This window comes from Pseudomonas idahonensis (assembly GCF_037903935.1).
Lineage (GTDB): Bacteria > Pseudomonadota > Gammaproteobacteria > Pseudomonadales > Pseudomonadaceae > Aquipseudomonas > Aquipseudomonas danubii.
The window spans coordinates 2161510-2184633 of the sequence record NZ_CP149586.1 but is presented as its reverse complement, the minus strand read 5'-3'; the positions used below and the strand labels follow the sequence as shown (position 1 = coordinate 2184633).

The window sequence follows — 23124 nt, the reverse complement described above, 5'->3', positions numbered from 1 at the left end:
CCCTTTCGAAAAAGGTCCATTACTCAGCTTCTGCCGTAGATATCTTCGAACCTTACGATGTCGTCTTCTCCGAGATAGTCACCACTTTGCACCTCAATCAGCACCAAATCGATCAAACCTGGGTTTTCAAGGCGATGGGTATGGCCTGCAGGAATGAAAGTTGATTCATTGGTATTCAACAGAAACGCACGATCATTGTTGACTACACGCGCCATGCCGCTGACCACGATCCAGTGCTCGCTGCGGTGGTAATGCATTTGCAACGACAATGAGCCACCAGGCTTGACTTCAATACGCTTGATCTTGAAGCGCTGTTCTTCTTCCAGCGTTGTGTAAGTACCCCAAGGACGACGGACCGTCGTATGATCCAGGTGCGCACAGTGACCGCTTTTCTTCAAGCGGGCAGTAATTGCCTTGATTTCCTGAGCATGATCCTTATGGGCAACTAATAGAGCATCAGGCGTATCGACAATAATCAGGTTCTCAACACCAACCAGCGCAGCGAGCCGGCGACGACTTTGTACATAATTATTGTTCGACTCATGCAGCACTACCTCACCATCGATCCGATTGCCGAATTCATCTGCCGAGGAAAGCTCGCTCATGGAGTTCCAGGAGCCAATATCACTCCAACCAATATCACAAGGTACCGTAACAACTTTCTGGGATCGCTCCATCAATGCATAGTCGATAGAAACGTCCGGAACCCTGGCAAAGCTATCTGAATCAAGGTGCAAACTGTTATGGCTGGCCCCTTTCATTTCACCAGACTCAGTCAGGCATGACTCTACGGCATCGAAAACATCCGGTGCGCACAACTTCATTTCATCAATTAATGTACCGGCTCTAAAGCAGAACATTCCCGAATTCCAGAAATACTCTCTCGTCTCCAGGTAGCTTTTCGCGATTTCCAGGTCAGGCTTCTCGACAAATCGCTTAACCTTGAAACCTCCCCCCAATGGCTTATCGATATCCTTTTGAATATAGCCATACCCCGTTTCAGGGTACTCCGGCTGTACTCCGAAAGTTACCAGCCAACCTTGTGCTGCCAATTCCCGAGCAGAGTCGACAGCGGCTGTAAATGCCGCTTGCTTTTCGATCAGATGGTCAGCGGGAAGCACTAGCATGACTGCATCTGGTCCATGAACTCTGGTAATTTCCTGAGCAGCCAAGGCCACAGCCGCAGCAGTATTGCGACCGAAGGGCTCTAGGACGAAACTCAGGTTAGTAAACTCAGGAGCAGCAGCGCCATATTCATCAAGGGTCTTGAAATAGAGATCACGATTAGTGATCGTCACAACCTGCTCAACCCCATTCAGCGCAAGGGCTCGCGAAAAGGTCTTGCTAATAAGATTGCTGCCGTCGGGCAATTGAATAAACGGCTTGGGATGTGCAGAACGCGATACAGGCCAGAGACGACTCCCCGAGCCACCACAGATAATGACGGGAACGAACTTCACACAGTACTCCTTTACGTGGCGTCGCCTCCTGCGCGACCCAAAAGTTCGGCCACCTGAAGCCAACAACCAAAATATGAAAAAACCAACCCTTTCTTCGTGAAAAGAGCCTACTTAGTTGCAGAAAGTTGGAAAATAAATCTTGAATTTATAAAAAAACGAGTAATCATTCTTTCATGCCGAAGCGTTTTTTGTCTAGAGCCCCCCCCCGCCTTGCCCTTCGTCTATCGCGGAAAAACCCTTGTAATCCAAATACTTGAGAGCTTTCGAAGCACTCAGATGCCGACAACGCAAACGCACCTATAAGTAAAAAAGCGGCTTGCCCCACGCAAAGACGTTACTGCCTGCAAACCTCCTTCCTCAGCCCCCAAACGAACTCGCCGTTCTAGACATATACCAGCGAATTTAAGCCTTCGTGGTTAGCAGTACAATGCCGAGCCCAGCAGCGACACCCCCAGAGCAACTCCAACGCTAAACCAACGGATTTACAGCCCCCCCCCTTCAGGCCAGACATTGAAGACATATAGCCGCCCAAAACACCTAAAGCTCGCCCTGAACTACAGATCCGATACAAAATTGCGTCTTTATAGTACCTCTCCACTTCGCACCAAGGATTCCACATGACCGCTTTGCCATGGATGTATCTGGCACTCCTTTCTATCGGCTACGCACTGGCTCTGAGCTACGGGCAACTGGGGCTGCTGGCCGCCCTCTCGATCTTCCTGCTGCTCTGCGCCGGATTTGCCGTACGCCAGCAACGCAGCCGCATCGGCCAATACCTGGGCCACGGCCTGTTCGTGGTGCTCGCCCTGGCTCTGGCCATGCACTGGCTGCCAGGCTTCTACAACGGCCGGGCCATCGACCCACAGCGCTTTACCGACGACGCCGTGCCCTTCTCCATGTACCTGAATCAGGACAAACCGCTGATCGGCTTCTGGCTGCTCTTGGTCTGCCCCTGGATCGTCGGTCGGCGCTCGCTACGTCTGTCGCTCTACGCAACGGTTCTGGCCCTGACGTTGTGCGCAATCGCCGCATTGGGCGGGGCATTGCTGCTGGGAATCATCAGTTGGGCGCCGAAATGGCCGGATCAGGCCTGGTTGTGGGTGCTGAACAATCTGCTGCTGGTCACCCTGGTGGAGGAAGCGCTGTTCCGGGGTTACATCCAGGGCGGCCTGAGCCGGAAATTCAAGGCCCTTCCCTATGGTGAGAACCTGGCACTGCTGTGTGCGGCCCTGTTATTTGGCCTGGTACACCTGGGTGCTGGCTGGCAATGGACCCTACTGGCAACCATCGCCGGGGTCGGCTACGGTCTGGCCTATCGCTTTGGAGGCCTGGGTGCGGCAATTGCTACGCACTTCGGTCTCAATCTGCTGCATTTCGGCCTGTTCAGCTATCCGATGCTCGCCGGATAGCCCAGCGAAAAGTTGCCAAAACCAGTACTTCAGGACAATTGACTATCAAGGAAGAAGGTCAATGATTAACGCCTCGCCAAAGCCATCGGAACCGCGGTGGCGCATTTTGCAAGCGACAGCTTCTGCCTAATGAGACCCAGCGCCGATTATTGAAAAATAATTTCAATAATCGGCTGAAGCGGCCGACAACCCATCAAAGCCTTGCGGATTGAAAAACCATGCGTAATAACCAGCCTGTCACTCAGCGCGAACGTACCTTCCCGGCTCAACAACGGTTGATTTCCACCACCGACGCCAAAGGCGTGATCACCTACTGCAACGATGCCTTTGTCGAGATCAGTGGGTTCTCCCGTGAAGAACTGGTTCGCGCGCCGCACAACCTGGTCCGTCACCCTGATGTCCCAGCGGCAGTGTTCGCGCACATGTGGGGCACCTTGAAACAAGGCTTGCCATGGATGGGGATCGTCAAGAACCGCTGCAAGACCGGCGACCACTACTGGGTCAACGCTTATGTGACTCCGGTGTTCGAAGGCAACCAGGTGGTGGGTTACGAATCGGTACGGGTCAAGCCCACCGCCGAACAGGTGCGCCGCGCCGAAGCGCTTTACCAGCGTATCAACTCCGGCAAGTCGGCCATTCCCAAGCGTGACAAGTGGCTACCGGTGCTGCAGGACTGGCTGCCCTTCATTCTGGTCAGCCAACTGAGCTTCATGATCGGCGCCTGGCTCAACTCCCATTGGGGCTTCGCCCTGGCTGCCGCGCTCTCGGTGCCGCTGGGCCTGCTGGGCCTGAGCTGGCAGCAACGCGGCCTCAAGCGCCTGTTGCGCCTGGCCGAGCAGACCACCTCCGACCCGCTGATCGCCCAGATGTACACCGACAGCCGCGGCGCCCAGGCACGTCTGGAAATGTCGATCCTGAGCCAGGAAGCACGCCTGAAGACCTGCCTGACCCGCCTGCAGGACACGGCCGAGCACCTCAACGAGCAGGCTCGCCAGTCCGACACCCTGGCCCACAACAGCTCCAGCGGCCTGGAGCGTCAGCGGGTCGAAACCGAGCAGGTGGCCACCGCGGTCAACCAGATGGCCGCCACTACCCAGGAAGTGGCCAGCCACGTACAACGCACCGCCGACGCCACCCAGGAAGCCAATCGCCTTACCGGCCGTGGCCGGGACATCGCCGGGGAAACCCGCGAAGCCATCCAGCGCCTGTCAGTGGTGGTGGGCGAAACCGGCCTGACCGTGACCCAGCTGGCCAAGGACAGCGACGAGATCGGCGGCGTGGTGGATGTGATCAAGGGCATCGCCGACCAGACCAACCTGCTGGCCTTGAACGCGGCCATCGAAGCGGCACGCGCCGGGGAAATGGGCCGCGGCTTTGCCGTGGTCGCCGATGAAGTGCGCCAGCTGGCGCAACGCACCAGCGAGTCCACCGGGCAGATCCACACCCTGATCGCCAAGCTGCAACAAACCGCCGCCACCGCCGTGCAAACCATGGACGCCGGTCACCGTCAGGCCGAAGAAGGCGTGGCGCGGGTGCTGGAAGCCGACCAGGCGCTGGTGGGCATCAGTGAAGCGGTGGCCAACATCACCGACATGACCACCCAGATCGCTGCCGCCACCGAAGAGCAAAGCTCGGTGGCCGAAGAGATCAGCCGCAACATCAGCACCATCGCGCAACTGGCGGACCAGACTTCGGAGCAGGCCCAGCACTCGGCCGAACTCAGCGAAGCCCTGACCCGCACCGCCCACACCCAGTACTCGCTGGTGGAGCGTTTCAACCGCTAAGCCCCCGGGCCGGCGACAAAAAAACCGCAAGCACCGGCTTGCGGTTTTTTTATGCCTGCGAACTCGCCCAACAGCCGCAAGAGCGAGCTTGCTCGCGACAGATCTACGCCGCGATCCCCATTCGAGGGCCGGGTGAGCGCTTCGCGAGCAAGCTCGCTCCTACAGGATCAGGCCAGTGTTTGCAGGAACGCAGCGACCTTGGCCGCCGCTGACTCCAGGTGCTGCTCATGGGTGCAACCGGAGGCCTTCAGGGGCTTGAGATCGTGATCAGCGGCCGTCAGCCAATACAGCTCGATACTCGGTGCCAGTGAGTAGGCTTCGACCGCCTGGCGATTGCCCAGGGCGTCACGCTCGCCCTGCACGATCAGGGTCGGCGTCGCCAGTTCGGCCAGGTGCGCCACTCGCGGTTTTTCCGGCTTGCCAACGGCATAGAAGGGATAGCCCAGGCACACCAAGGCATCGGCAGCCAATTCATCGGCCAGCAAACTGGCCATGCGTCCGCCCATGGACTTGCCGCCCACCGCCAGAACCCCAGTGACATAAGGTCGCACCAAGGCATGCACCTCGCGCCAGCACTCCAGGAGTTTGGGTGCCGGGTTGGGCGGGCGCTTGCCGCCATCCAGGCGCCGCTGGGCCATGTAGGGAAACTCGAAGCGCAAGACGTTCACCCCATGCCCGGCAAGGCGTACAGCGATGTCGTTCATGAAGCCGCTGTCCATCGGCGCGCCGGCACCATGGGCCAGGATCAGGGTCGGAGCCTGCAACGGGCTGGCAACAGCGGCGACCTCCCATAACCAGCCCCGTTTCCGCACGCACCGCGCCCATTGATCCCCGTCAATACTGGCCTTGTGCTCATTGCTCATGCTTGCCTCGCTTTTAGTCTGCCTATAACTCCAGACGAAGTGAGCGCGCCTTGCCGTGCGCAGTCGCTTTCACTTCAGCTGAACCGTGGATGGGGAACCATGAACACTTCTATCAGTACCGCCTACAACTACAAGGTGGTCCGCCAATTCGCCATTATGACGGTGGTGTGGGGCATCGTCGGCATGGGGCTCGGGGTTTTTCTCGCTGCCCAGTTGGTCTGGCCTGAACTCAACTTCGACCTACCGTGGACCAGCTTCGGCCGTCTACGTCCGCTGCACACCAACGCGGTGATCTTCGCCTTTGGCGGCTGCGCACTGTTTGCCAGCTCGTTCTACTCGGTGCAACGCACCTGTCAGACTCAGTTGTTCGCGCCGAAAATCGCCGCGTTCTGCTTCTGGGGCTGGCAGCTGGTCATCCTCTTGGCAGCTATCAGCCTGCCACTGGGCTACACCAGCTCCAAGGAATACGCCGAACTGGAATGGCCGATCGATATCCTGATCACCATTGTCTGGGTGGCCTACGCCATTGTGTTCTTCGGCACCGTGATGCAGCGCAAGACCAAACACATCTATGTGGGTAACTGGTTCTTCGGCTCCTTCATCATCACCGTGGCCATCCTGCACATCGTCAACAACCTGGAACTGCCGGTCAGCTTCACCAAGTCCTACTCGGTATATGCCGGTGCGACCGATGCGATGGTGCAGTGGTGGTACGGCCACAACGCTGTGGGCTTCTTCCTGACCGCGGGCTTCCTGGGGATGATGTACTACTTCGTACCCAAGCAGGCCGAGCGTCCGGTGTATTCCTATCGCTTGTCCATCGTGCACTTCTGGGCACTGATCACCCTGTACATCTGGGCCGGTCCGCACCACCTGCACTACACCGCACTGCCGGACTGGGCTCAGTCCCTGGGGATGGTGATGTCCCTGGTACTGCTGGCGCCAAGCTGGGGCGGCATGATCAACGGGATGATGACCCTCTCGGGTGCCTGGCATAAGTTGCGTAGCGACCCGATCCTGCGCTTCTTGGTGGTGTCCCTGGCGTTCTACGGCATGTCGACCTTCGAAGGTCCGATGATGGCGATCAAGACCGTCAACGCCCTGTCCCACTACACCGACTGGACCATCGGCCACGTTCACGCCGGCGCTCTGGGCTGGGTGGCGATGATCTCCATCGGCGCCCTGTACCACCTGATCCCGAAAGTCTTCGGTCGCGAGCAGATGTACAGCACCGGCCTGATCAACACCCACTTCTGGCTGGCCACCATCGGAACCGTGCTCTACATCGCCTCGATGTGGGTCAACGGTATCGCCCAGGGCCTGATGTGGCGTGCAGTCAACGAAGACGGCACCCTCACCTACTCCTTCGTCGAAACCCTGGTGGCCAGCCACCCAGGCTTCATCGTGCGACTGGTCGGTGGTGCGATCTTCCTCAGCGGCATGTTCCTGATGGCTTACAACACCTGGCGCACCGTGCGTGCCGCCGTGCCAGCCGAAGTCAACGCCGCTGCGCAGATGGCCTGAGGAGTCCGCCATGAAACACGAAACGATTGAAAAAAACGTCGGCCTGCTGATGCTGCTGATGGTCTTCGCGGTGAGCATCGGCGGTCTGACCCAGATCGTCCCGCTGTTCTTCCAGGACGTCACCAACAAGCCGGTGGAAGGCATGAAGCCCTACACCGCCCTGCAACTGGAAGGCCGTGACATCTACATCCGCGAAGGCTGCGTACAGTGCCACTCGCAGATGATCCGTCCGTTCCGCGCTGAAACCGAACGTTACGGTCACTACTCGGTGGCTGGTGAAAGCGTCTGGGACCACCCGTTCCTGTGGGGCTCCAAGCGTACCGGTCCGGACCTGGCCCGTGTCGGCGGCCGCTACTCCGATGACTGGCACCGTGCGCACTTGTACAACCCGCGTAACGTCGTGCCCGAGTCGAAGATGCCGGCCTACCCGTGGCTGGTGACAGCAGCGGTGGACAGCAGCCATACCGAAACCAAGCTCAAGGTCATGCGCACCCTCGGCGTGCCCTACACCGACGACGACATCGCCGGGGCCACCGCCTCGCTCAAGGGCAAGACCGAGATGGACGCCCTGGTGTCCTACCTGCAAGTGCTTGGCACTGCGATCAAGAGCAAGAGGTGAGCCATGGGTTTTGAACTCGATAGCGGCATGATCCGCGGGCTCGGGACCCTGGTGGTGATGATCGCCTTCGTCGGTCTATCGATCTGGGTGTTCAACTCAAAACGCAATCCCGAGTTTGCCCAGGCACGCCTGCTGCCCTTCGCCGACGACCCGATGCCGGGTGCGGCACCGGCCGGTAATACAACTGATGACGCTCAACCTCAAGAGCCTGTAACAAGGAGCATTCGGCCATGACCACCTTCTGGAGTACGTGGATCTGCGTACTGACCATCGGCAGCCTGATCGGCCTGACCTGGCTGCTGGTCGGCACCCGCAAGGGTGAAACCAAGGGCAGCGTGGACCAGACCATGGGCCACGCTTTCGATGGCATCGAGGAGTACGACAACCCCCTGCCGCAATGGTGGTTCCTGCTGTTCGCCGGGACCCTGGTGTTTTCCGTGGGCTACCTGATCCTCTACCCGGGCCTGGGCAACTGGAAAGGCATTCTGCCGGGCTATGAAGACGGCTGGACCCAGACCAAGGAATGGGAAAAGGAAATGGCCAAGGCGGATGTGAAATTTGGGCCGATCTTCGCCAAATTCGCAGCCATGCCCGTAGAAAAAGTGGCCAAGGACCCACAAGCACTGAAGATGGGCGGACGCCTGTTCGCGTCCAACTGCTCGGTGTGCCACGGCTCTGACGCCAAGGGTGCCTTCGGCTTCCCCAACCTGGCGGACGACAACTGGCGGTGGGGCGGCAGCGCCGACACCATCAAGGCCACCATCATGGGCGGCCGCATGGCGGCCATGCCGGCCTGGGGTGAAGTGCTCAAGGAAGCAGGCGTGAAGAACGTAGCGGCTTATGTCCGTCACGAACTGGCCGGCCTGCCCCTGCCAGCGGACAGCGACGCCGACCTGGTGGCCGGGCAGCAAGCGTTCAGCACCACCTGCGTGGCCTGTCACGGCGCCGACGGCAAGGGCACTCAGATCATGGGCGCGCCCGACCTGACCCAGCCTGCCGGTTTCATCTACGGCACCAGCCTGGCACAACTGCAGCAGACCATCCGCCACGGTCGCCAGGGCCATATGCCGGCGCAGAGCGAACTGCTCGGCAACGACAAGGTGCAACTGCTGGCCGCCTACGTGTACAGCCTCTCCCACCACAACAGCAACAAGCCACAAGCTGAAAGCGACCAGTAAAAGATCAACGGCAAGCTGCGAGGTTTCACTTGCAGCTTGCCGCTTGAAGCTTTCCCTCCTGCCTCTTTGCGACCAAGTGTCGCACCCCTCTCCCCCACCGCCTTTGCACTGATCCGAATCAGGTCTAAGCTTGCCCCGAAGTGGACTGGCAATGACCAGTCACAGGCCATCGGTATCCTTGACGTTCGAAGCTTTCGCTCGATGACAGGCCGCAAAGGCTGGTTTATACCGGCTGTCGACTGGCTTACCACCTGTCAGCTGATCCGCGGACTTCCACACACCCGGTTACAACTGACCTGACACCCCAAGTTTTTTGTCCACTGCGACATTTTGTCCGAGGGCAATTTTTGTCCCTACTCGGCATAGGGAAAGGCCGCAGAATCAGGCATGGAACGCATTGACCCAGGTCATGGCGCGTTGCAATGACCCCCTGCTTTCTCCATACTTGCGGCCGATTTTTATCCCTAATAAAACACCCAAACCGTGGAACCTTAGAATGAGCACAGCAATCAGTCCGACTGCTTATAACTATAAGGTAGTCCGCCAGTTCGCCATCATGACGGTGGTCTGGGGGATCCTTGGCATGGGGCTCGGTGTCTTCATCGCCTCGCAACTGGTCTGGCCGGAGTTGAACTTCGATCTGCCATGGACGACCTTTGGACGCCTGCGCCCGCTGCACACCAACCTGGTGATCTTCGCCTTCGGTGGATGTGCATTGTTTGCCACCTCTTACTATGTCGTGCAGCGAACCTGCCAGACGCGACTGATTTCCGACAGCCTTGCGGCCTTCACCTTCTGGGGTTGGCAAGCGGTGATCGTCGGCGCGATCGTGACCCTGCCACTGGGTTACACCACCACCAAGGAATACGCCGAACTGGAATGGCCCCTGGCTATCCTGCTGGCGATCGTCTGGGTCACCTATGGCCTGGTGTTCTTTGGCACCATCACCAAGCGCAAGACCAAGCACATCTACGTCGGTAACTGGTTCTACGGTGCCTTCATCGTGGTGACCGCGATGCTGCACATCGTCAACCACGCCTCCCTGCCGGTCAGCTTCTTCAAGTCCTATTCGGCCTATGCCGGTGCGACTGACGCCATGATCCAGTGGTGGTACGGCCACAACGCCGTGGGCTTCTTCCTGACCACCGGTTTCCTGGGGATGATGTACTACTTCGTACCCAAGCAGGCCGAGCGTCCGATCTACTCCTATCGCCTGTCCATCGTGCACTTCTGGGCGCTGATCACCCTGTACATCTGGGCCGGTCCGCACCACCTGCACTACACCGCACTGCCGGACTGGGCCCAGTCCCTGGGCATGGCCATGTCGATCATCCTACTGGCACCCAGCTGGGGCGGCATGATCAACGGCATGATGACCCTGTCGGGTGCCTGGCATAAGCTGCGCACCGACCCGATCCTGCGCTTCTTGGTGGTGTCCCTGGCGTTCTACGGCATGTCGACCTTCGAAGGTCCGATGATGGCGATCAAGACCGTCAACTCGCTCTCGCACTACACCGACTGGACCATCGGCCACGTACACGCCGGAGCTCTGGGCTGGGTGGCGATGATCTCCATCGGCGCCCTGTACCACCTGATCCCGAAAGTCTTCGGTCGTCAGCAGATGCACAGCACCGGCCTGATCAACACCCACTTCTGGCTGGCCACCATCGGTACCGTGCTCTACATCGCCTCGATGTGGGTCAACGGCATTACCCAGGGCCTGATGTGGCGTGCAATCAACGATGACGGCACCCTCACCTACTCCTTCGTCGAAGCGCTGCAAGCCAGTCACCCGGGCTTTATCGTCCGCGCTCTGGGCGGTGCGTTCTTCGCCGCCGGCATGCTGATCATGGCGTACAACGTGTTCCGCACCGTTCGCGCCTCGAACCCGGCTGAAGCTGAAGCCGCCGCTCAGATCGCTGTAGTTGGAGCTCACTGATGAAGCACGAAGTAGTCGAGAAGAACATTGGCCTACTGGCCTTCTTCATGGTCATCGCCGTCAGCATCGGCGGCCTGACCCAGATCGTTCCGCTGTTCTTCCAGGACGTTACCAACAAGCCGGTGGAGGGCATGAAGCCGCGCACCGCGTTGGAACTGGAAGGCCGCGACGTGTACATCGCCAACGGCTGTGTCGGCTGCCACTCGCAGATGATCCGTCCGTTCCGCGCCGAAACCGAACGCTATGGCCACTACTCGGTGGCCGGTGAAAGCGTCTGGGACCACCCGTTCCTGTGGGGCTCCAAGCGTACCGGCCCGGACCTGGCCCGTGTCGGCGGCCGCTACTCCGATGACTGGCAGCGTGCGCACTTGTACAACCCGCGCAACGTGGTCCCCGAGTCGAAGATGCCGGCTTATCCGTTCCTCGTAGAAAACAAGCTCGACGGCAAAGACACCGCGAAGAAAATGGAAGTCTTGCGCACACTCGGCGTCCCTTACACCGACGAAGACATCGCCGGCGCTCAGGATGCTGTGAAGGGCAAAACCGAAATGGACGCGCTGGTGGCCTATCTGCAAGGCCTGGGCACCATCATCAAAAGCAAACGGTGATCTAGATGGATATCGGGATGATTCGTGGCCTGGGCACCCTTGTTGTGATGGTGGCCTTCATCGGCTTGGCGCTCTGGGTGTTCAGCCCCAAGCGCAAGTCCGAGTTTGAAGACGCGACCTTGCTGCCGTTCGCGGATGATCCCGACGCCATCAAGCACGTCGAGCAAGCTTCTAGGAGTAACAAAGAATGACTACGTTCTGGAGTCTGTACGTCACAGTCCTCAGTCTGGGTACCATCTTCGCCCTGACCTGGCTGCTGCTGTCGACCCGCAAGGGCCAGCGCACCGAGCAGACCGACGAGACGGTCGGCCACTCCTTCGACGGGATCGAGGAGTACGACAACCCGCTGCCACAGTGGTGGTTCATGCTGTTTGTCGGCACCATCGTCTTCGCCCTGGGTTACCTGGTGCTGTACCCGGGCCTGGGCAACTGGAAAGGCGTCCTGCCGGGCTACAACTACCTCGATAACGAGAAGCAGACCCCGTTTGCCAACGGCCAGCCGGGCTGGACCGGTGTGCATGAGTGGGAAAAGGAAATGGCCAAGTCGGACGCCAAGTTCGGCCCGATCTTCGCCAAGTACGCCGCCATGCCGATCGAAGAAGTGGCCAAGGACCCGCAAGCCCTGAAAATGGGCGGTCGCCTGTTCGCGTCCAACTGCTCGGTCTGCCACGGTTCCGACGCCAAGGGCGCCTATGGCTTCCCTAACCTGACTGACGCCGACTGGCGTTGGGGCGGCGAGCCGGAAACCATCAAGGCCTCCATCATGGGCGGTCGCCACGCGGTGATGCCGGCCTGGGTGGACGTGATCAAGGAACAGGGCGTCAGTGACGTTGCCGCTTATGTCCTGACCAACCTCGACGGCCGCAAGTTGCCGGAAGGCATCAAGGCCGACCCGGTCAATGGTCAGAAGCTGTTCGCCGCCAACTGCGCGGTCTGCCACGGTCCGGAAGGCAAAGGCACACCAGCCATGGGCGCCCCGAACCTGACTCACCCGGCAGCCTTCATCTACGGCTCGAGCTTCGCCCAACTGCAGCAGACCATTCGTCATGGCCGTCAGGGCGTGATGCCTGCTCAGGAACAACTGCAAGGCAATGACAAGGTTCACCTGCTGGCGGCCTATGTCTACAGCCTGTCCCACGGCAACAAGCAGGCCGACGCCGAGTAAGACCGACGCCTGAAAGCAATACCCGACGGCCCCGCCAATGAAAATTGACGGGGCCGTTTTGTTTGCGCCTTGCATCGGCTGGTGCTCGAAGGTGGATCACCCTTCCAGGCAACCCGGTAGTAGCATCTCTAGAACAAGGAGGACTTTGAGGCCTGCGGAGTCCGCCTGATCATTCCCTGGAAGAATTGAACGGCGCCGCCTGCAAATGGGTCCATAATTCATAAGTCAATTGATTCAAGTCATTACACCATCAGTTGATTTCCCCCAACGCGACCAAAGGTCGCACCCTTGCGCTAGAGCTACAGGCGTATCATTGCGCCACTGCAACACCCCTTTTGACCCCGGCCGGCATGTACTGGCCGAGGCATTTTTCCACTGCCGTGGGATGCAATGATGAGCAACCAGATTCCCGTACAAGACGTTACCCCGCCTGCCAAAAACGCGACCAACAGCGTCGACCTCTACGCCTCCAGGGAAAAAATCTACACCCGCGCCTTCACTGGCCTGTTCCGCAATCTGCGCATGCTGGGCGGCGCCGGATTATTCCTGCTGTACTTCGGCACCGTGTGGCTCAACTGGGGTGGTCACCAGGCTGTCTGGTGGAACCTGCCGGAACGTAAATTCTTTATCTTTGGCGCCACGTTCTGGCCCCAGGACTTCATCCTGCTCTCGGGCCTATTGATCATTGCCGCTTTCGGCCTGTTCTTCATCACCGTCTATGCCGGACGCGTCTGGTGCGGCTACACCTGCCCGCAGAGCGTCTGGACCTGGATTTTCATGTGGTGCGAGAAAGTCACCGAAGGCGACCGCAATCAGCGCATCAAGCTGGACAAGGCGCCCATGAGCGCCAACAAGTTCCTGCGCAAACTCAGCAAACACAGTCTCTGGCTGTTGATTGGCTTCGTCACCGGCATGACCTTCGTCGGCTACTTCTCGCCCATCCGCGAACTGGTCATCGAGTTCTTCACGGGCCAGGCCGATGGCTGGTCGTACTTCTGGGTCGGTTTCTTCACCCTGGCCACCTACGGCAACGCTGGTTGGCTGCGCGAGCAAGTGTGCATCTACATGTGCCCCTATGCGCGCTTCCAGAGCGTGATGTTCGACAAGGACACCCTGATCGTGTCCTACGATCCACGCCGTGGCGAAAGCCGTGGTCCACGCAAGAAAGGCGCCGACTACAAGGCCCAGGGTCTGGGCGACTGCATCGATTGCACCATGTGCGTCCAGGTCTGCCCCACCGGCATCGATATCCGAGATGGCCTGCAGATCGAATGCATCGGCTGCGCTGCCTGCATCGACGCCTGTGACAGCATCATGGACAAGATGGAGTACCCACGCGGACTCATCAGCTACACCACCGAACACAACCTCTCCGGACAGAAAACCCATAAACTGCGTCCGCGCCTGATCGGTTACGCCCTGGTGTTGCTGGCCATGATCAGCCTGCTGGTCACCGCGTTCTTCATGCGCTCGCTGGTGGGCTTCGATGTCAGCAAGGACCGGGTGCTGTACCGCGAAAACTCAGAAGGCCGGATCGAAAACGTCTACAGCCTGAAGATCATGAACAAGGACCAGCGCGACCACACCTACGTGCTCGATGCCGCTGGCCTGCCGGACCTGAAACTGCAAGGCAAGCGTGAGATCCACGTGGAGGCCGGCGATATCGTCAGCATGCCAGTGGAACTGTCCATCGCTCCAGAGCAACTGCCATCGACCACCAACGAGGTGAAGTTCATCCTCAAGGATGCCGACGATGACAGCGTCCACGTTGAAGCCAAGAGCCGGTTCATCGGCCCACAAATTCGTTAAGAGCCAAGAGAAGTGATCATGCCCGCAGCTACCACCACCAGCCCCTGGTACAAACACCTCTGGCCCTGGATCATCATTGGCATCCTCGCCTGCTCGGTGACCCTGACCCTGTCCATGGTGACCATTGCCGTGAACAACCCGGACAACCTAGTCAACGACAACTACTACGAGGCCGGCAAGGGCATCAACCGCTCCCTGGACCGTGAACTGCTGGCCCAGACCCTGAAGATGCGCGCCAACGTGCACCTCGACGAACTGACCGGCGAAGTGGAACTGCGCCTGAGCGGTAACAGCCAGCCCAAGACCCTGGAGCTGAACCTGATCTCGCCGACCCAGCCCGAGAAAGACCGCAAGATCGCCCTCACCCGCAGCGAAACCGAACAAGGTCGCTACATTGGCCAGCTGAGCGATCAGGTCGAAGGCCGGCGCTTCGTCGAGCTGCTGGGAGTCGAAGGCGACAAGACCTGGCGCATGTTCGAAGAGGAACAAGTCAGCCACGACAAGGACCTGCTGCTGGGCGATGAGCCGCTGCAAGGGGCGGAAGACCTGAACTGAACAACACCTGTCGTCCATCGCCGGCCCGCCGCCCTCCCCGTCACCCGGGTTGCAGGCGACTGGCCGGCGATGAGTTTTTTCCCGACCACAAAGACCGCCGATGACCACGCCACTGCCCTGCTACCACTGCGCCCTGCCGGTTCCCACTGGCAGCCGGTTCACCGCCGTCGTGCTCGGCGAGCCTCGGGAGTTCTGCTGCCCGGGCTGCCAGGCGGTGGCCGAAGCCATTGTTGCTGGCGGCCTGGAGCATTACTACAGCCACCGCAGTGAAGCCTCGGCCAACCCCGAAGCCTTGCCTGTGCAGTTGCTGGACGAATTGGCACTGTACGATCGTGCCGACGTGCAACAACCCTTTGTCCGCCACGAAGGCGAGCTGGCGGAAACCACTCTGCTCATGGAAGGCATCAGTTGCGCCGCCTGTGGCTGGCTGATCGAAAAACACCTGCGCAGCCTGCCAGCAGTGGTCGAGGCCCGCCTCAACCTTTCCAACCACCGCCTGCATGTGCGCTGGGCCGATAGCCAACTGCCCCTGAGCCAGGTTCTCAGCGAACTGCGGCACATCGGCTACGCCGCCCACCCCTACCAGCCGGACCGCGCCTCCGAGCAACTGGCCAGCGAAAACCGCCTGGCCCTGCGCCAGCTGGGGGTCGCCGGACTGCTGTGGTTCCAGGCCATGATGGCGACCATGGCCACCTGGCCGGAATTCAATATCGACCTGAGCCCGGAGTTGCACACCATCCTGCGCTGGGTCGCACTGTTCCTCACCACTCCCATCGTGTTCTACAGCTGCGCACCTTTCTTCAAGGGCGCCATGCGCGACTTGCGCACCCGTCACCTGACCATGGATGTCTCGGTGTCCCTGGCCATTGGCGGGGCCTACCTGGCGGGAATCTGGACCGCCATCAGCGGTGTCGGCGAACTGTACTTCGACGCTGTGGGCATGTTCGCGCTGTTCCTTCTCGCCGGCCGCTACCTGGAGCGTCGGGCCCGGGAACGCACCGCGGCGGCCACAGCGCAGTTGGTCAACCTGTTGCCTGCCTCCTGCCTGCGCCTGGGCCAGGATGGCCAGAGTGAACGCATCCTGCTCACCGAACTGCGCCTGGGCGACCGGGTACTGGTGCATCCCGGCGCGGTGCTGCCGGCCGATGGCAAGATCCTCGACGGCCAGTCGAGCATCGACGAATCCCTGCTCACCGGCGAGTACCTGCCGCAACCACGCAGCCTGGGAGATAGCGTCACTGCCGGCACCCTGAACGTCGAAGGCGCGCTGACGGTGGAGGTTCAGGCCCTGGGCCAGGACACCCGGCTGTCCGCCATCGTCCGCCTGCTGGATCGGGCTCAGGCAGAGAAACCGCGGCTCGCGGAGGTCGCCGACCGCGCGGCCCAGTGGTTCCTGCTGTTTTCATTGATCGCTGCAGCGGCCATCGGCCTGCTGTGGTGGCAACTGGATGCCTCGCGCGCCTTCTGGATCGTCCTGGCCATGCTGGTTGCCACCTGCCCTTGCGCGCTGTCCCTGGCCACCCCAACGGCCCTGACCGCCGCCACCGGCACTCTGCACAAGCTCGGTCTGCTGTTGACCCGCGGCCATGTGCTCGAAGGCCTGAACCAGATCGACACGGTGATTTTCGACAAGACCGGCACCCTCACCGAAGGACGCCTGGCACTGCGCGCCATTCGCCCCTTGGGGCCGCTGTCCAGCGATGACTGCCTGAGCCTCGCGGCCGCCCTGGAGAACCGCTCCGAGCACCCTATTGCCCGGGCTTTTGGCCGTGCTCCAGTGGCGGCCGAAGAGGTCACCAGCAGCCCGGGGCTGGGCCTGGAAGGCCTGGTGGGCACACAGCGCTTGCGCATCGGCCAGCCGGCATTCGTCTGCGAACTCAGCGGTTGCCCGGTGCCCTCGATGCCCGATGAAGCCGGCCAGTGGCTGTTGTTGGGTGACAGCCAGGGCGCCCTCGCCTGGCTGGTGCTCGATGACCGGCTGCGCAGCGACGCCCCAGCCCTCCTGGCCGCCTGCAAGGCTCGCGGCTGGCATACCCTGCTCCTGTCCGGGGACAGCTCACCGATGGTGGCCAGCGTCGCAGCCGAACTGCAGATCGACGAGGCCCGTGGTGGCCTGCGCCCGGATGACAAGCTGCAGGTACTGCAACAGCTGCATCAACAGGGCCGCAAAGTGCTGATGCTCGGCGACGGGGTCAACGATGTGCCGGTGCTGGCCGCCGCCGACATCAGCGTGGCCATGGGTTCGGCCACCGACCTGGCCAAGACCAGCGCCGATGCAGTGCTCCTGTCCAACCGCCTGGACGCACTGGTGCAGGCCTTCAGCCTGGCCCGCCGGACCCGCCGGGTAATCATCGAGAACCTGCTTTGGGCCGGGCTGTACAATGGCCTGATGCTGCCGTTCGCTGCCCTGGGCTGGATCACTCCGGTCTGGGCTGCAATCGGCATGTCCATCAGTTCCCTGACCGTGGTGCTCAATGCCCTGCGCCTGACCCGCATGCCGCGGTCAGCCGACAGCGCCAGCGCCCCCGAAACCCGCCTGTTGCCGGCCTGAGCCGCCGGGCCTGGAGTCCAGATGCCAGCTCTATATGTGATGATTCCGGCCGCCCTGCTGATCGTGGCCATCGCCATCTATATCTTCTTCTGGGCCGTCGACAGCGGTCAGTACGACGACCTCGACGGCCCGGCCCACAGCATCCTGTTCGACGATCAAGACCCTAGCCACACCGCAGCGGTGGACGAAGCCAAGGGCCAGCCAGGCAACGACGCCGAGCCGGTCAAGAAAGCGGAACCACCTCATGCTTGAGCTGGCTCCCCTATTGGTTTCGGCGGTGATCCTTGGCTTGCTGGGTGGAGGGCATTGCCTGGGCATGTGTGGCGGCCTGATGGGCGCTCTGACCCTGGCCATTCCCCAGGAGCAACGCAGCCGGCGTTTCCGCCTGCTACTGGCCTACAACCTGGGGCGCATCCTCAGTTATGCCCTGGCCGGCCTGCTGCTGGGCCTGGCTGGCTGGGCCGTGGCCAGCAGCCCGGTGGCGCTGTTCATGCGGGTACTGGCTGGCTTGCTGTTGATCGCCATGGGCCTGTACCTGGCCGGCTGGTGGAGCGGCCTGACCCGCATCGAAGGCCTTGGACGGGGCCTGTGGCGGCATATCCAGCCTGTCGCCAACCGCCTGCTGCCAGTTTCCAGCCTGCCTCGTGCACTGCTCCTGGGTGCGCTCTGGGGCTGGCTGCCTTGCGGCTTGGTGTACAGCACCCTGCTGTGGTCGGCGAGCCAGGGCAACGCTCTGGACAGCGCTCTGCTGATGCTGGCATTCGGCCTCGGCACCTGGCCTGTGCTATTGGCCACGGGCCTCGCGGCAGAACGGGTTACCGCCCTGCTGCGCCGTCGCAGCGTGCGCATGGCCGGAGGGCTGCTGGTCATGCTGTTCGGCATCTGGACCCTGCCCGGTCCTCACCAGCACTGGCTGATGGGCCACTGATCCCAGGAAAGTGCCCGGCTACAGGGCTTGCACGCCCCGTCGGCGCTACCTCAGCGGCTCCCGAACACCCTTGATACAAATCAAGATGGCCGCAGCCCTAACCCCCTAGACTCGCGAACACTGCCAGCCTATCCGGGGGAATTCCCGCATGCTCGACGCCATTCGTTGGGACACAGATCTGATCCGCCGCTATGACCTGGCGGGACCACGCTACACCTCATACCCGACCGCGGTGCAATTCAACAGCCAGGTCGGCGCCTTCGATCTGCTGCACGCCCTGCGCGACAGCCGCAAGGCCCAGCGTCCGTTGTCGCTGTACGTGCACATCCCGTTCTGCGCCAACATCTGCTACTACTGCGCCTGCAACAAGGTCATCACCAAGGATCGCAGCCGCGCCCTGCCCTACCTGCAACGCCTGGAACAGGAGATGCAACTGATCGCCTGCCACCTGGCGCCCAACCAGCGGGTCGAGCAGTTGCACTTCGGCGGCGGCACCCCGACCTTTCTCAATCACGATGAGCTGCGCCAACTGATGGCGCTGCTGCGCAAGCACTTCAACCTGCTGGACGATGACTCCGGGGACTACGGTATCGAGATCGACCCCCGGGAAGCCGACTGGTCCACCATGGGCCTGCTCCGGGAGCTGGGCTTCAATCGGGTCAGCATTGGCCTGCAGGATCTGGACCCGGCGGTACAACGGGCGGTCAATCGCCTGCAGAGCCTGGAGGAAACACGGGCCGTGATCGAAGCGGCCCGCACCCTGCAATTTCGCTCCATCAACATCGACCTGATCTACGGCCTGCCCAAGCAGACACCAGAGCACTTCGCCCGCACCGTGGAAGAAGTGATCAGCCTGCAACCGGATCGCCTCTCAGTCTTCAACTATGCCCATCTGCCCGAGCGCTTCATGCCGCAACGACGGATCAATGGCAATGAGCTGCCGGCTCCGGCAGAGAAACTGGAAATGCTGCAACGCACCATCGAGCAATTGACCGCCGCTGGTTATCGCTACATCGGCATGGACCATTTCGCCTTGCCCGATGACGAGCTGGCAATCGCCCAGGAGGAGTCGACCCTGCAACGCAACTTCCAGGGTTACACCACACATGGTCATTGCGACTTGATTGGGCTGGGAGTATCGGCCATCAGTCAGATCGGGGATCTCTACTGCCAGAACAGCAGTGACTTGACCCAGTATCAAAATGCTTTGGCGGGTGCACAACTGGCCACTAGTCGTGGCTTGGTATGCAACACCGACGACCGTCTGCGCCGTGAAGTTATTCAACAACTGATCTGCAACTTTAGTCTTAAGTTCGAAGATATAGAAAAGGCATTCAATATCGACTTTCGTGGCTACTTCAACGAACTATGGCCGGATCTGCAGGAGATGGCCGACGATGGCCTGATTCAACTCAGCGCCGAGGCGATTACCGTACTTCCAGCAGGACGCCTGTTGGTGCGCTCGGTGTGCATGATCTTCGATGCATACCTGGGCCAACAGAATCGCCAGCGTTTTTCCCGGGTGATCTAGGACTTCATGATCAGGGAAGTGGCCTTCATCACCTGCTCGGGGCTCAGACCTGCCTCTTTCATCGCCTTGGCCAGGGAGGCATTGGCGGTCAGCAAACCGCTGTTCAGGCTCGCCAGGGCAGACTGCAAGCTGCCAACCTTCGCCTTGGCCTCTTCAGGGCTCAGGCGTTTGTCGGCCATGACTGCCTGAAGCCGGGCAAGCTTTTCAGCAATCTGTTGTTGCAATTTTCTGATCATTTTGAGGAGTTGTTGAATATTTTCGGGCAGGCCGCTTTCCTCGATGTCACGGTCATCGCCCGCAGCACTGGAGGATTTCTGCAATCCAACACCCGACAGCGACACTTTGACGCCCTCTCCGATCACCGATTCAGCAACTAATGGAGAGCTCCTTAGTTCATCGTCATCACGGCCTTTCGAGGTCTCGGAAAGTAACTGCAAGTTGTTGCTGCCATTAGTAATACCGCCAACAGAGGACATAGTTGCAGCTCTCCAAGTTAACTTTGTTAACTGGTTATCGACTCATAAAAGGAATGCTTTACGACTAACAATCAATACGGCACGGACTGGCCGGAACCTCCTCCCGTGAGTTACCCTTACGGCCTATGTGTGTTTTCCCACAAGGATTCTAGAATGTCCGAGCCAGTTAAACTGCGCGCTCATAACCAGGCCCATTGCAAGGATTGCAGCCTGGCCCCTCTGTGCCTGCCACTTTCCTTGAATTTGGAAGACATGGACGCGCTGGACGAAATCGTCAAACGTGGCCGCCCATTGAAAAAAGGCGAATTCCTGTTCCGTCAGGGTGACGGCTTCGACTCGGTGTATGCCGTGCGTTCAGGTGCCCTGAAAACCTTCAGCCTCAGTGACGGCGGCGAAGAACAGATCACCGGCTTCCACCTCCCCAGCGAGCTGGTGGGGCTGTCCGGCATGGATACCGAAAGCCATCCGGTTTCGGCACAAGCCCTGGAAACCACCTCGGTGTGCGAGATTCCCTTCGAACGCCTCGACGAACTGGCTCTGCAATTGCCGCAACTGCGCCGTCAGTTAATGCGGGTCATGAGCCGTGAAATCCGTGACGATCAGCAGATGATGCTGCTGCTGTCGAAAAAGACCGCAGACGAGCGCATCGCTACCTTCCTGGTCAACCTCTCCGCACGTTTCCGCGCACGGGGCTTCTCGGCCAACCAGTTCCGCTTGAGCATGTCGCGCAACGAAATTGGCAACTACCTGGGCCTGGCGGTGGAAACCGTATCCCGGGTGTTCACCCGTTTCCAGCAGAACGAACTGATTGCCGCTGAAGGCAAGGAAGTGCACATCCTCGATCCGATCCAGCTCTGCGCCCTGGCCGGCGGCTCGGTAGACGGCTGAACCACAGCACTTGCGACTGAGCCAAGCCGCTCGGTCGCGGGTATACTGGCGCGGCCTATTTGCCCGCCAGGACACCTGAAGATGGCCTTCGATTCCTTCGACATCAAATCCCTGATCCGCCCTGTCATCGACTTCCCGAAACCGGGCGTGATCTTCCGCGACATTACCCCTCTGTTCCAGTCTCCCCGGGCCTTGCGCCTGGTGGCCGACAGTTTCGCCCAGCGTTATGTCGAAGAAGACTTCAGCCACATCGGTGCCATGGATGCCCGGGGCTTCCTGATCGGCTCGATCATCGCCCACCAACTGAATAAGCCGCTGATCCTGTTTCGCAAACAGGGCAAGCTGCCTGCGGACGTGCTCACCGAGGGCTATCAGACCGAATACGGCGAAGCCTTTCTCGAAGTCCACGCCGACAGTCTGTGCGAAGGCGATTCAGTACTGATGTTCGATGACCTGATCGCCACCGGCGGTACCCTGATCGCCGCGGCCAATCTGGTACGGCGCATGGGGGCGAAGATCTACGAGGCCGCCGCCATCATCGACCTGCCGGAGCTGGGCGGCTCGCAGAAACTGGAAGACATGGGCATCCCAACCTTCTGCTTGACGCAGTTCTCGCTGACTGAGCGCTAGGATCTACCCGCGTATTCACCAGCAAGCAGGTTTCTACAGGCCCATCTGCTTGCTGATGATTTCGTTCATCACCTCGCGAGTGCCGCCGCCGATCGAGAGAATACGGTTGTCGCGATACAGGCGCTCCACCAGGCTCTCGCGCATGTAGCCCATGCCACCGAGTATCTGCACCGCATCATGGGTAATACGGTCGGCGGTATCGGTGGCAACGTTCTTGGCCATGGAAATCTCCTTGATCACACTCTTGCCCGCGGCCATCTTCGCCGCCTGGCGATAGGTGAACTCCCGCGAGACTTCCAGAGCCGTAGCCATCTCCGCCAGACGATGCTTGAGCACCTGGAACTTGCCGATGGGCTTGCCGAACGCCTCGCGCTCGCGAGCCCACTTCAGGCTTTCCTCCAGGGCCATCTGCGCCGTCATGTTGGCCATCAGCGCCAGGGCCAGGCGTTCGCTCTGGAAATTGCCCATGATGCAGGCAAAACCCATGTTCTCGGCACCGATCAGATTGCCCACCGGTATCCGGCAATCGTCAAAGAACAGCTCGGCAGTGTCCGAGGCCCACCAGCCCATCTTTTTCAGCTGTCGCCCCACGGTGAAGCCCGGCGTGCCCTTTTCGATCAGCAGCAAGCTGATGCCGCCGTAACCGGGCTCACCGGTACGCACCGCAACGGTGTAGAAGTCGGCGCGTACGCCGCTGGTGATAAAGGTCTTGCTGCCGCTGACCCGATAATGATCGCCGTCACGCACGGCGCGGGTTTGCAGGTTGGCCACGTCAGAGCCGCCACTGGGCTCCGTCACCGCCAGAGCGCAGATTTTCTCGCCGCACAGCACTTGGGGCGCCACTCGCTCCCGCACTTCGGGTCGAGCCCATTTGACGATGGGCGGCAGGCCGATATCCAGCGAGCCCAGCCCTGCCACCAGGCCGCCGGAACCGCTGCGCATCAGCTCTTCACTGGCGGCGATCTTGGCGAACAGGTCACCTTCGTGACTGCCCCCCAGGGCTTCGGGATAACCGATCCCCAGAATCCCTGCCGCACCGGCCTTGAGATACAGCTCGCGGGGGAAGCTTTCAGCCTCCTCCCACTGATCGATCTCGGGGAGAATTTCCCGTTCGACGAAACGTCGCACGCTGTCACGGACCAACTGGTGGCTGGGGTCGAAGTATTCCTGGCAGGCAGACATCGGCAAGCTCCTCTGAAGGGTCGAG

General features: G+C 60.4%; 22 protein-coding genes. 18 read left to right on the top strand and 4 right to left on the bottom strand.

Annotated elements, in window-relative coordinates:
• Positions 1-23 precede the first annotated feature (23 nt).
• Positions 24-1460 carry a mannose-1-phosphate guanylyltransferase/mannose-6-phosphate isomerase gene (locus WIN67_RS09980; protein WP_339071117.1) on the bottom strand — a complete coding sequence of 479 codons (1437 nt, stop codon included), beginning with the start codon at positions 1458-1460 and terminating at the stop codon, positions 24-26.
• 617 nt (positions 1461-2077) lie between these two features.
• On the opposite strand from WIN67_RS09980, the gene WIN67_RS09975 reads away from it, so the two are divergent.
• Complete coding sequence (locus WIN67_RS09975) at positions 2078-2869, top strand: CPBP family intramembrane glutamic endopeptidase (protein WP_110652567.1); 792 nt, start codon at positions 2078-2080, stop codon at positions 2867-2869.
• Between the two features lie 218 nt (positions 2870-3087).
• Entirely contained in the window at positions 3088-4653 is a 1566-nt protein-coding gene (locus tag WIN67_RS09970) for a methyl-accepting chemotaxis protein (RefSeq protein ID WP_102863792.1), read from the top strand.
• A 167-nt stretch (positions 4654-4820) separates the two neighbouring features.
• Here WIN67_RS09970 and WIN67_RS09965 read toward each other — a convergent pair whose 3' ends face one another.
• Complete coding sequence (locus tag WIN67_RS09965) at positions 4821-5516, bottom strand: alpha/beta family hydrolase (RefSeq protein WP_339071115.1); 696 nt, start codon at positions 5514-5516, stop codon at positions 4821-4823.
• Positions 5517-5615: 99 nt separating this feature from the next.
• Between WIN67_RS09965 and ccoN (WIN67_RS09960) the strand changes: the two genes are divergently transcribed.
• The 14 genes from ccoN (WIN67_RS09960) to hemN all read left to right on the top strand — a co-directional run bounded on the left by ccoN (WIN67_RS09960) (position 5616) and on the right by hemN (position 19923).
• Complete coding sequence (gene ccoN / locus WIN67_RS09960; RefSeq protein ID WP_102863794.1) at positions 5616-7040, top strand: cytochrome-c oxidase, cbb3-type subunit I; 1425 nt, start codon at positions 5616-5618, stop codon at positions 7038-7040.
• Positions 7041-7050: 10 nt separating this feature from the next.
• Positions 7051-7659, top strand: a complete 609-nt coding sequence (gene ccoO, locus WIN67_RS09955) for a cytochrome-c oxidase, cbb3-type subunit II (protein WP_102863795.1) — start codon at positions 7051-7053, stop codon at positions 7657-7659.
• A gap of 3 nt (positions 7660-7662) precedes the next feature.
• Complete coding sequence (locus WIN67_RS09950; RefSeq protein ID WP_102879007.1) at positions 7663-7893, top strand: cbb3-type cytochrome oxidase subunit 3; 231 nt, start codon at positions 7663-7665, stop codon at positions 7891-7893.
• Positions 7890-8837: a cytochrome-c oxidase, cbb3-type subunit III gene (ccoP, locus tag WIN67_RS09945; RefSeq protein WP_339071112.1), complete on the top strand. Its 948-nt coding sequence runs from the start codon at positions 7890-7892 to the stop codon at positions 8835-8837. Before WIN67_RS09950 ends, ccoP (WIN67_RS09945) begins: the two co-directional genes overlap by 4 nt.
• 496 nt (positions 8838-9333) lie before the next feature.
• A complete protein-coding gene (gene ccoN, locus WIN67_RS09940) occupies positions 9334-10776 on the top strand; it encodes a cytochrome-c oxidase, cbb3-type subunit I (protein WP_102863797.1) in 1443 nt (480 codons plus the stop codon).
• The gene (gene ccoO, locus WIN67_RS09935; RefSeq protein WP_102863798.1) at positions 10776-11384 is read left to right on the top strand and encodes a cytochrome-c oxidase, cbb3-type subunit II; all 609 of its coding nucleotides are present in this window, start codon (positions 10776-10778) and stop codon (positions 11382-11384) included. The genes ccoN (WIN67_RS09940) and ccoO (WIN67_RS09935) overlap by 1 nt, the downstream gene beginning before the upstream one ends.
• Before the next feature lie 5 nt (positions 11385-11389).
• Positions 11390-11575 (top strand): CcoQ/FixQ family Cbb3-type cytochrome c oxidase assembly chaperone, encoded by a 186-nt coding sequence (locus WIN67_RS09930; RefSeq protein ID WP_011060239.1) that lies wholly within the window; start codon positions 11390-11392, stop codon positions 11573-11575.
• Positions 11572-12549 (top strand): cytochrome-c oxidase, cbb3-type subunit III, encoded by a 978-nt coding sequence (gene ccoP, locus WIN67_RS09925; protein ID WP_102863799.1) that lies wholly within the window; start codon positions 11572-11574, stop codon positions 12547-12549. Before WIN67_RS09930 ends, ccoP (WIN67_RS09925) begins: the two co-directional genes overlap by 4 nt.
• Positions 12550-12942: 393 nt before the next feature.
• Positions 12943-14358, top strand: a complete 1416-nt coding sequence (gene ccoG, locus WIN67_RS09920) for a cytochrome c oxidase accessory protein CcoG (protein WP_102879006.1) — start codon at positions 12943-12945, stop codon at positions 14356-14358.
• An 18-nt stretch (positions 14359-14376) separates the two neighbouring features.
• Positions 14377-14913 carry a FixH family protein gene (locus tag WIN67_RS09915; protein ID WP_102863801.1) on the top strand — a complete coding sequence of 179 codons (537 nt, stop codon included), beginning with the start codon at positions 14377-14379 and terminating at the stop codon, positions 14911-14913.
• 100 nt (positions 14914-15013) lie between these two features.
• Positions 15014-17464, top strand: coding sequence for a heavy metal translocating P-type ATPase (locus tag WIN67_RS09910; protein ID WP_213665000.1), 2451 nt, complete (start codon positions 15014-15016; stop codon positions 17462-17464).
• Between the two features lie 21 nt (positions 17465-17485).
• Positions 17486-17716 (top strand): cbb3-type cytochrome oxidase assembly protein CcoS, encoded by a 231-nt coding sequence (gene ccoS / locus WIN67_RS09905; RefSeq protein ID WP_102863803.1) that lies wholly within the window; start codon positions 17486-17488, stop codon positions 17714-17716.
• Entirely contained in the window at positions 17709-18392 is a 684-nt protein-coding gene (locus tag WIN67_RS09900; protein WP_102863804.1) for a sulfite exporter TauE/SafE family protein, read from the top strand. The genes ccoS and WIN67_RS09900 overlap by 8 nt, the downstream gene beginning before the upstream one ends.
• 148 nt (positions 18393-18540) lie before the next feature.
• On the top strand, positions 18541-19923 hold the full coding sequence (hemN, locus tag WIN67_RS09895; protein WP_102879004.1) for an oxygen-independent coproporphyrinogen III oxidase: 1383 nt from the start codon (positions 18541-18543) through the stop codon (positions 19921-19923).
• Here hemN and WIN67_RS09890 read toward each other — a convergent pair.
• Positions 19920-20399, bottom strand: a complete 480-nt coding sequence (locus WIN67_RS09890) for a hypothetical protein (RefSeq protein WP_339071111.1) — start codon at positions 20397-20399, stop codon at positions 19920-19922. The genes hemN and WIN67_RS09890 overlap by 4 nt on opposite strands.
• A gap of 153 nt (positions 20400-20552) precedes the next feature.
• Between WIN67_RS09890 and fnr the strand changes: the two genes are divergently transcribed.
• Positions 20553-21287, top strand: coding sequence for a fumarate/nitrate reduction transcriptional regulator Fnr (fnr, locus tag WIN67_RS09885; protein ID WP_102863807.1), 735 nt, complete (start codon positions 20553-20555; stop codon positions 21285-21287).
• A gap of 81 nt (positions 21288-21368) precedes the next feature.
• Positions 21369-21917 (top strand): adenine phosphoribosyltransferase, encoded by a 549-nt coding sequence (locus WIN67_RS09880; protein WP_339071110.1) that lies wholly within the window; start codon positions 21369-21371, stop codon positions 21915-21917.
• A gap of 33 nt (positions 21918-21950) precedes the next feature.
• On the opposite strand, the gene WIN67_RS09875 is transcribed toward WIN67_RS09880, so the two are convergent.
• Positions 21951-23099 carry an acyl-CoA dehydrogenase family protein gene (locus WIN67_RS09875; RefSeq protein WP_102879002.1) on the bottom strand — a complete coding sequence of 383 codons (1149 nt, stop codon included), beginning with the start codon at positions 23097-23099 and terminating at the stop codon, positions 21951-21953.
• Positions 23100-23124 lie beyond the last annotated feature (25 nt).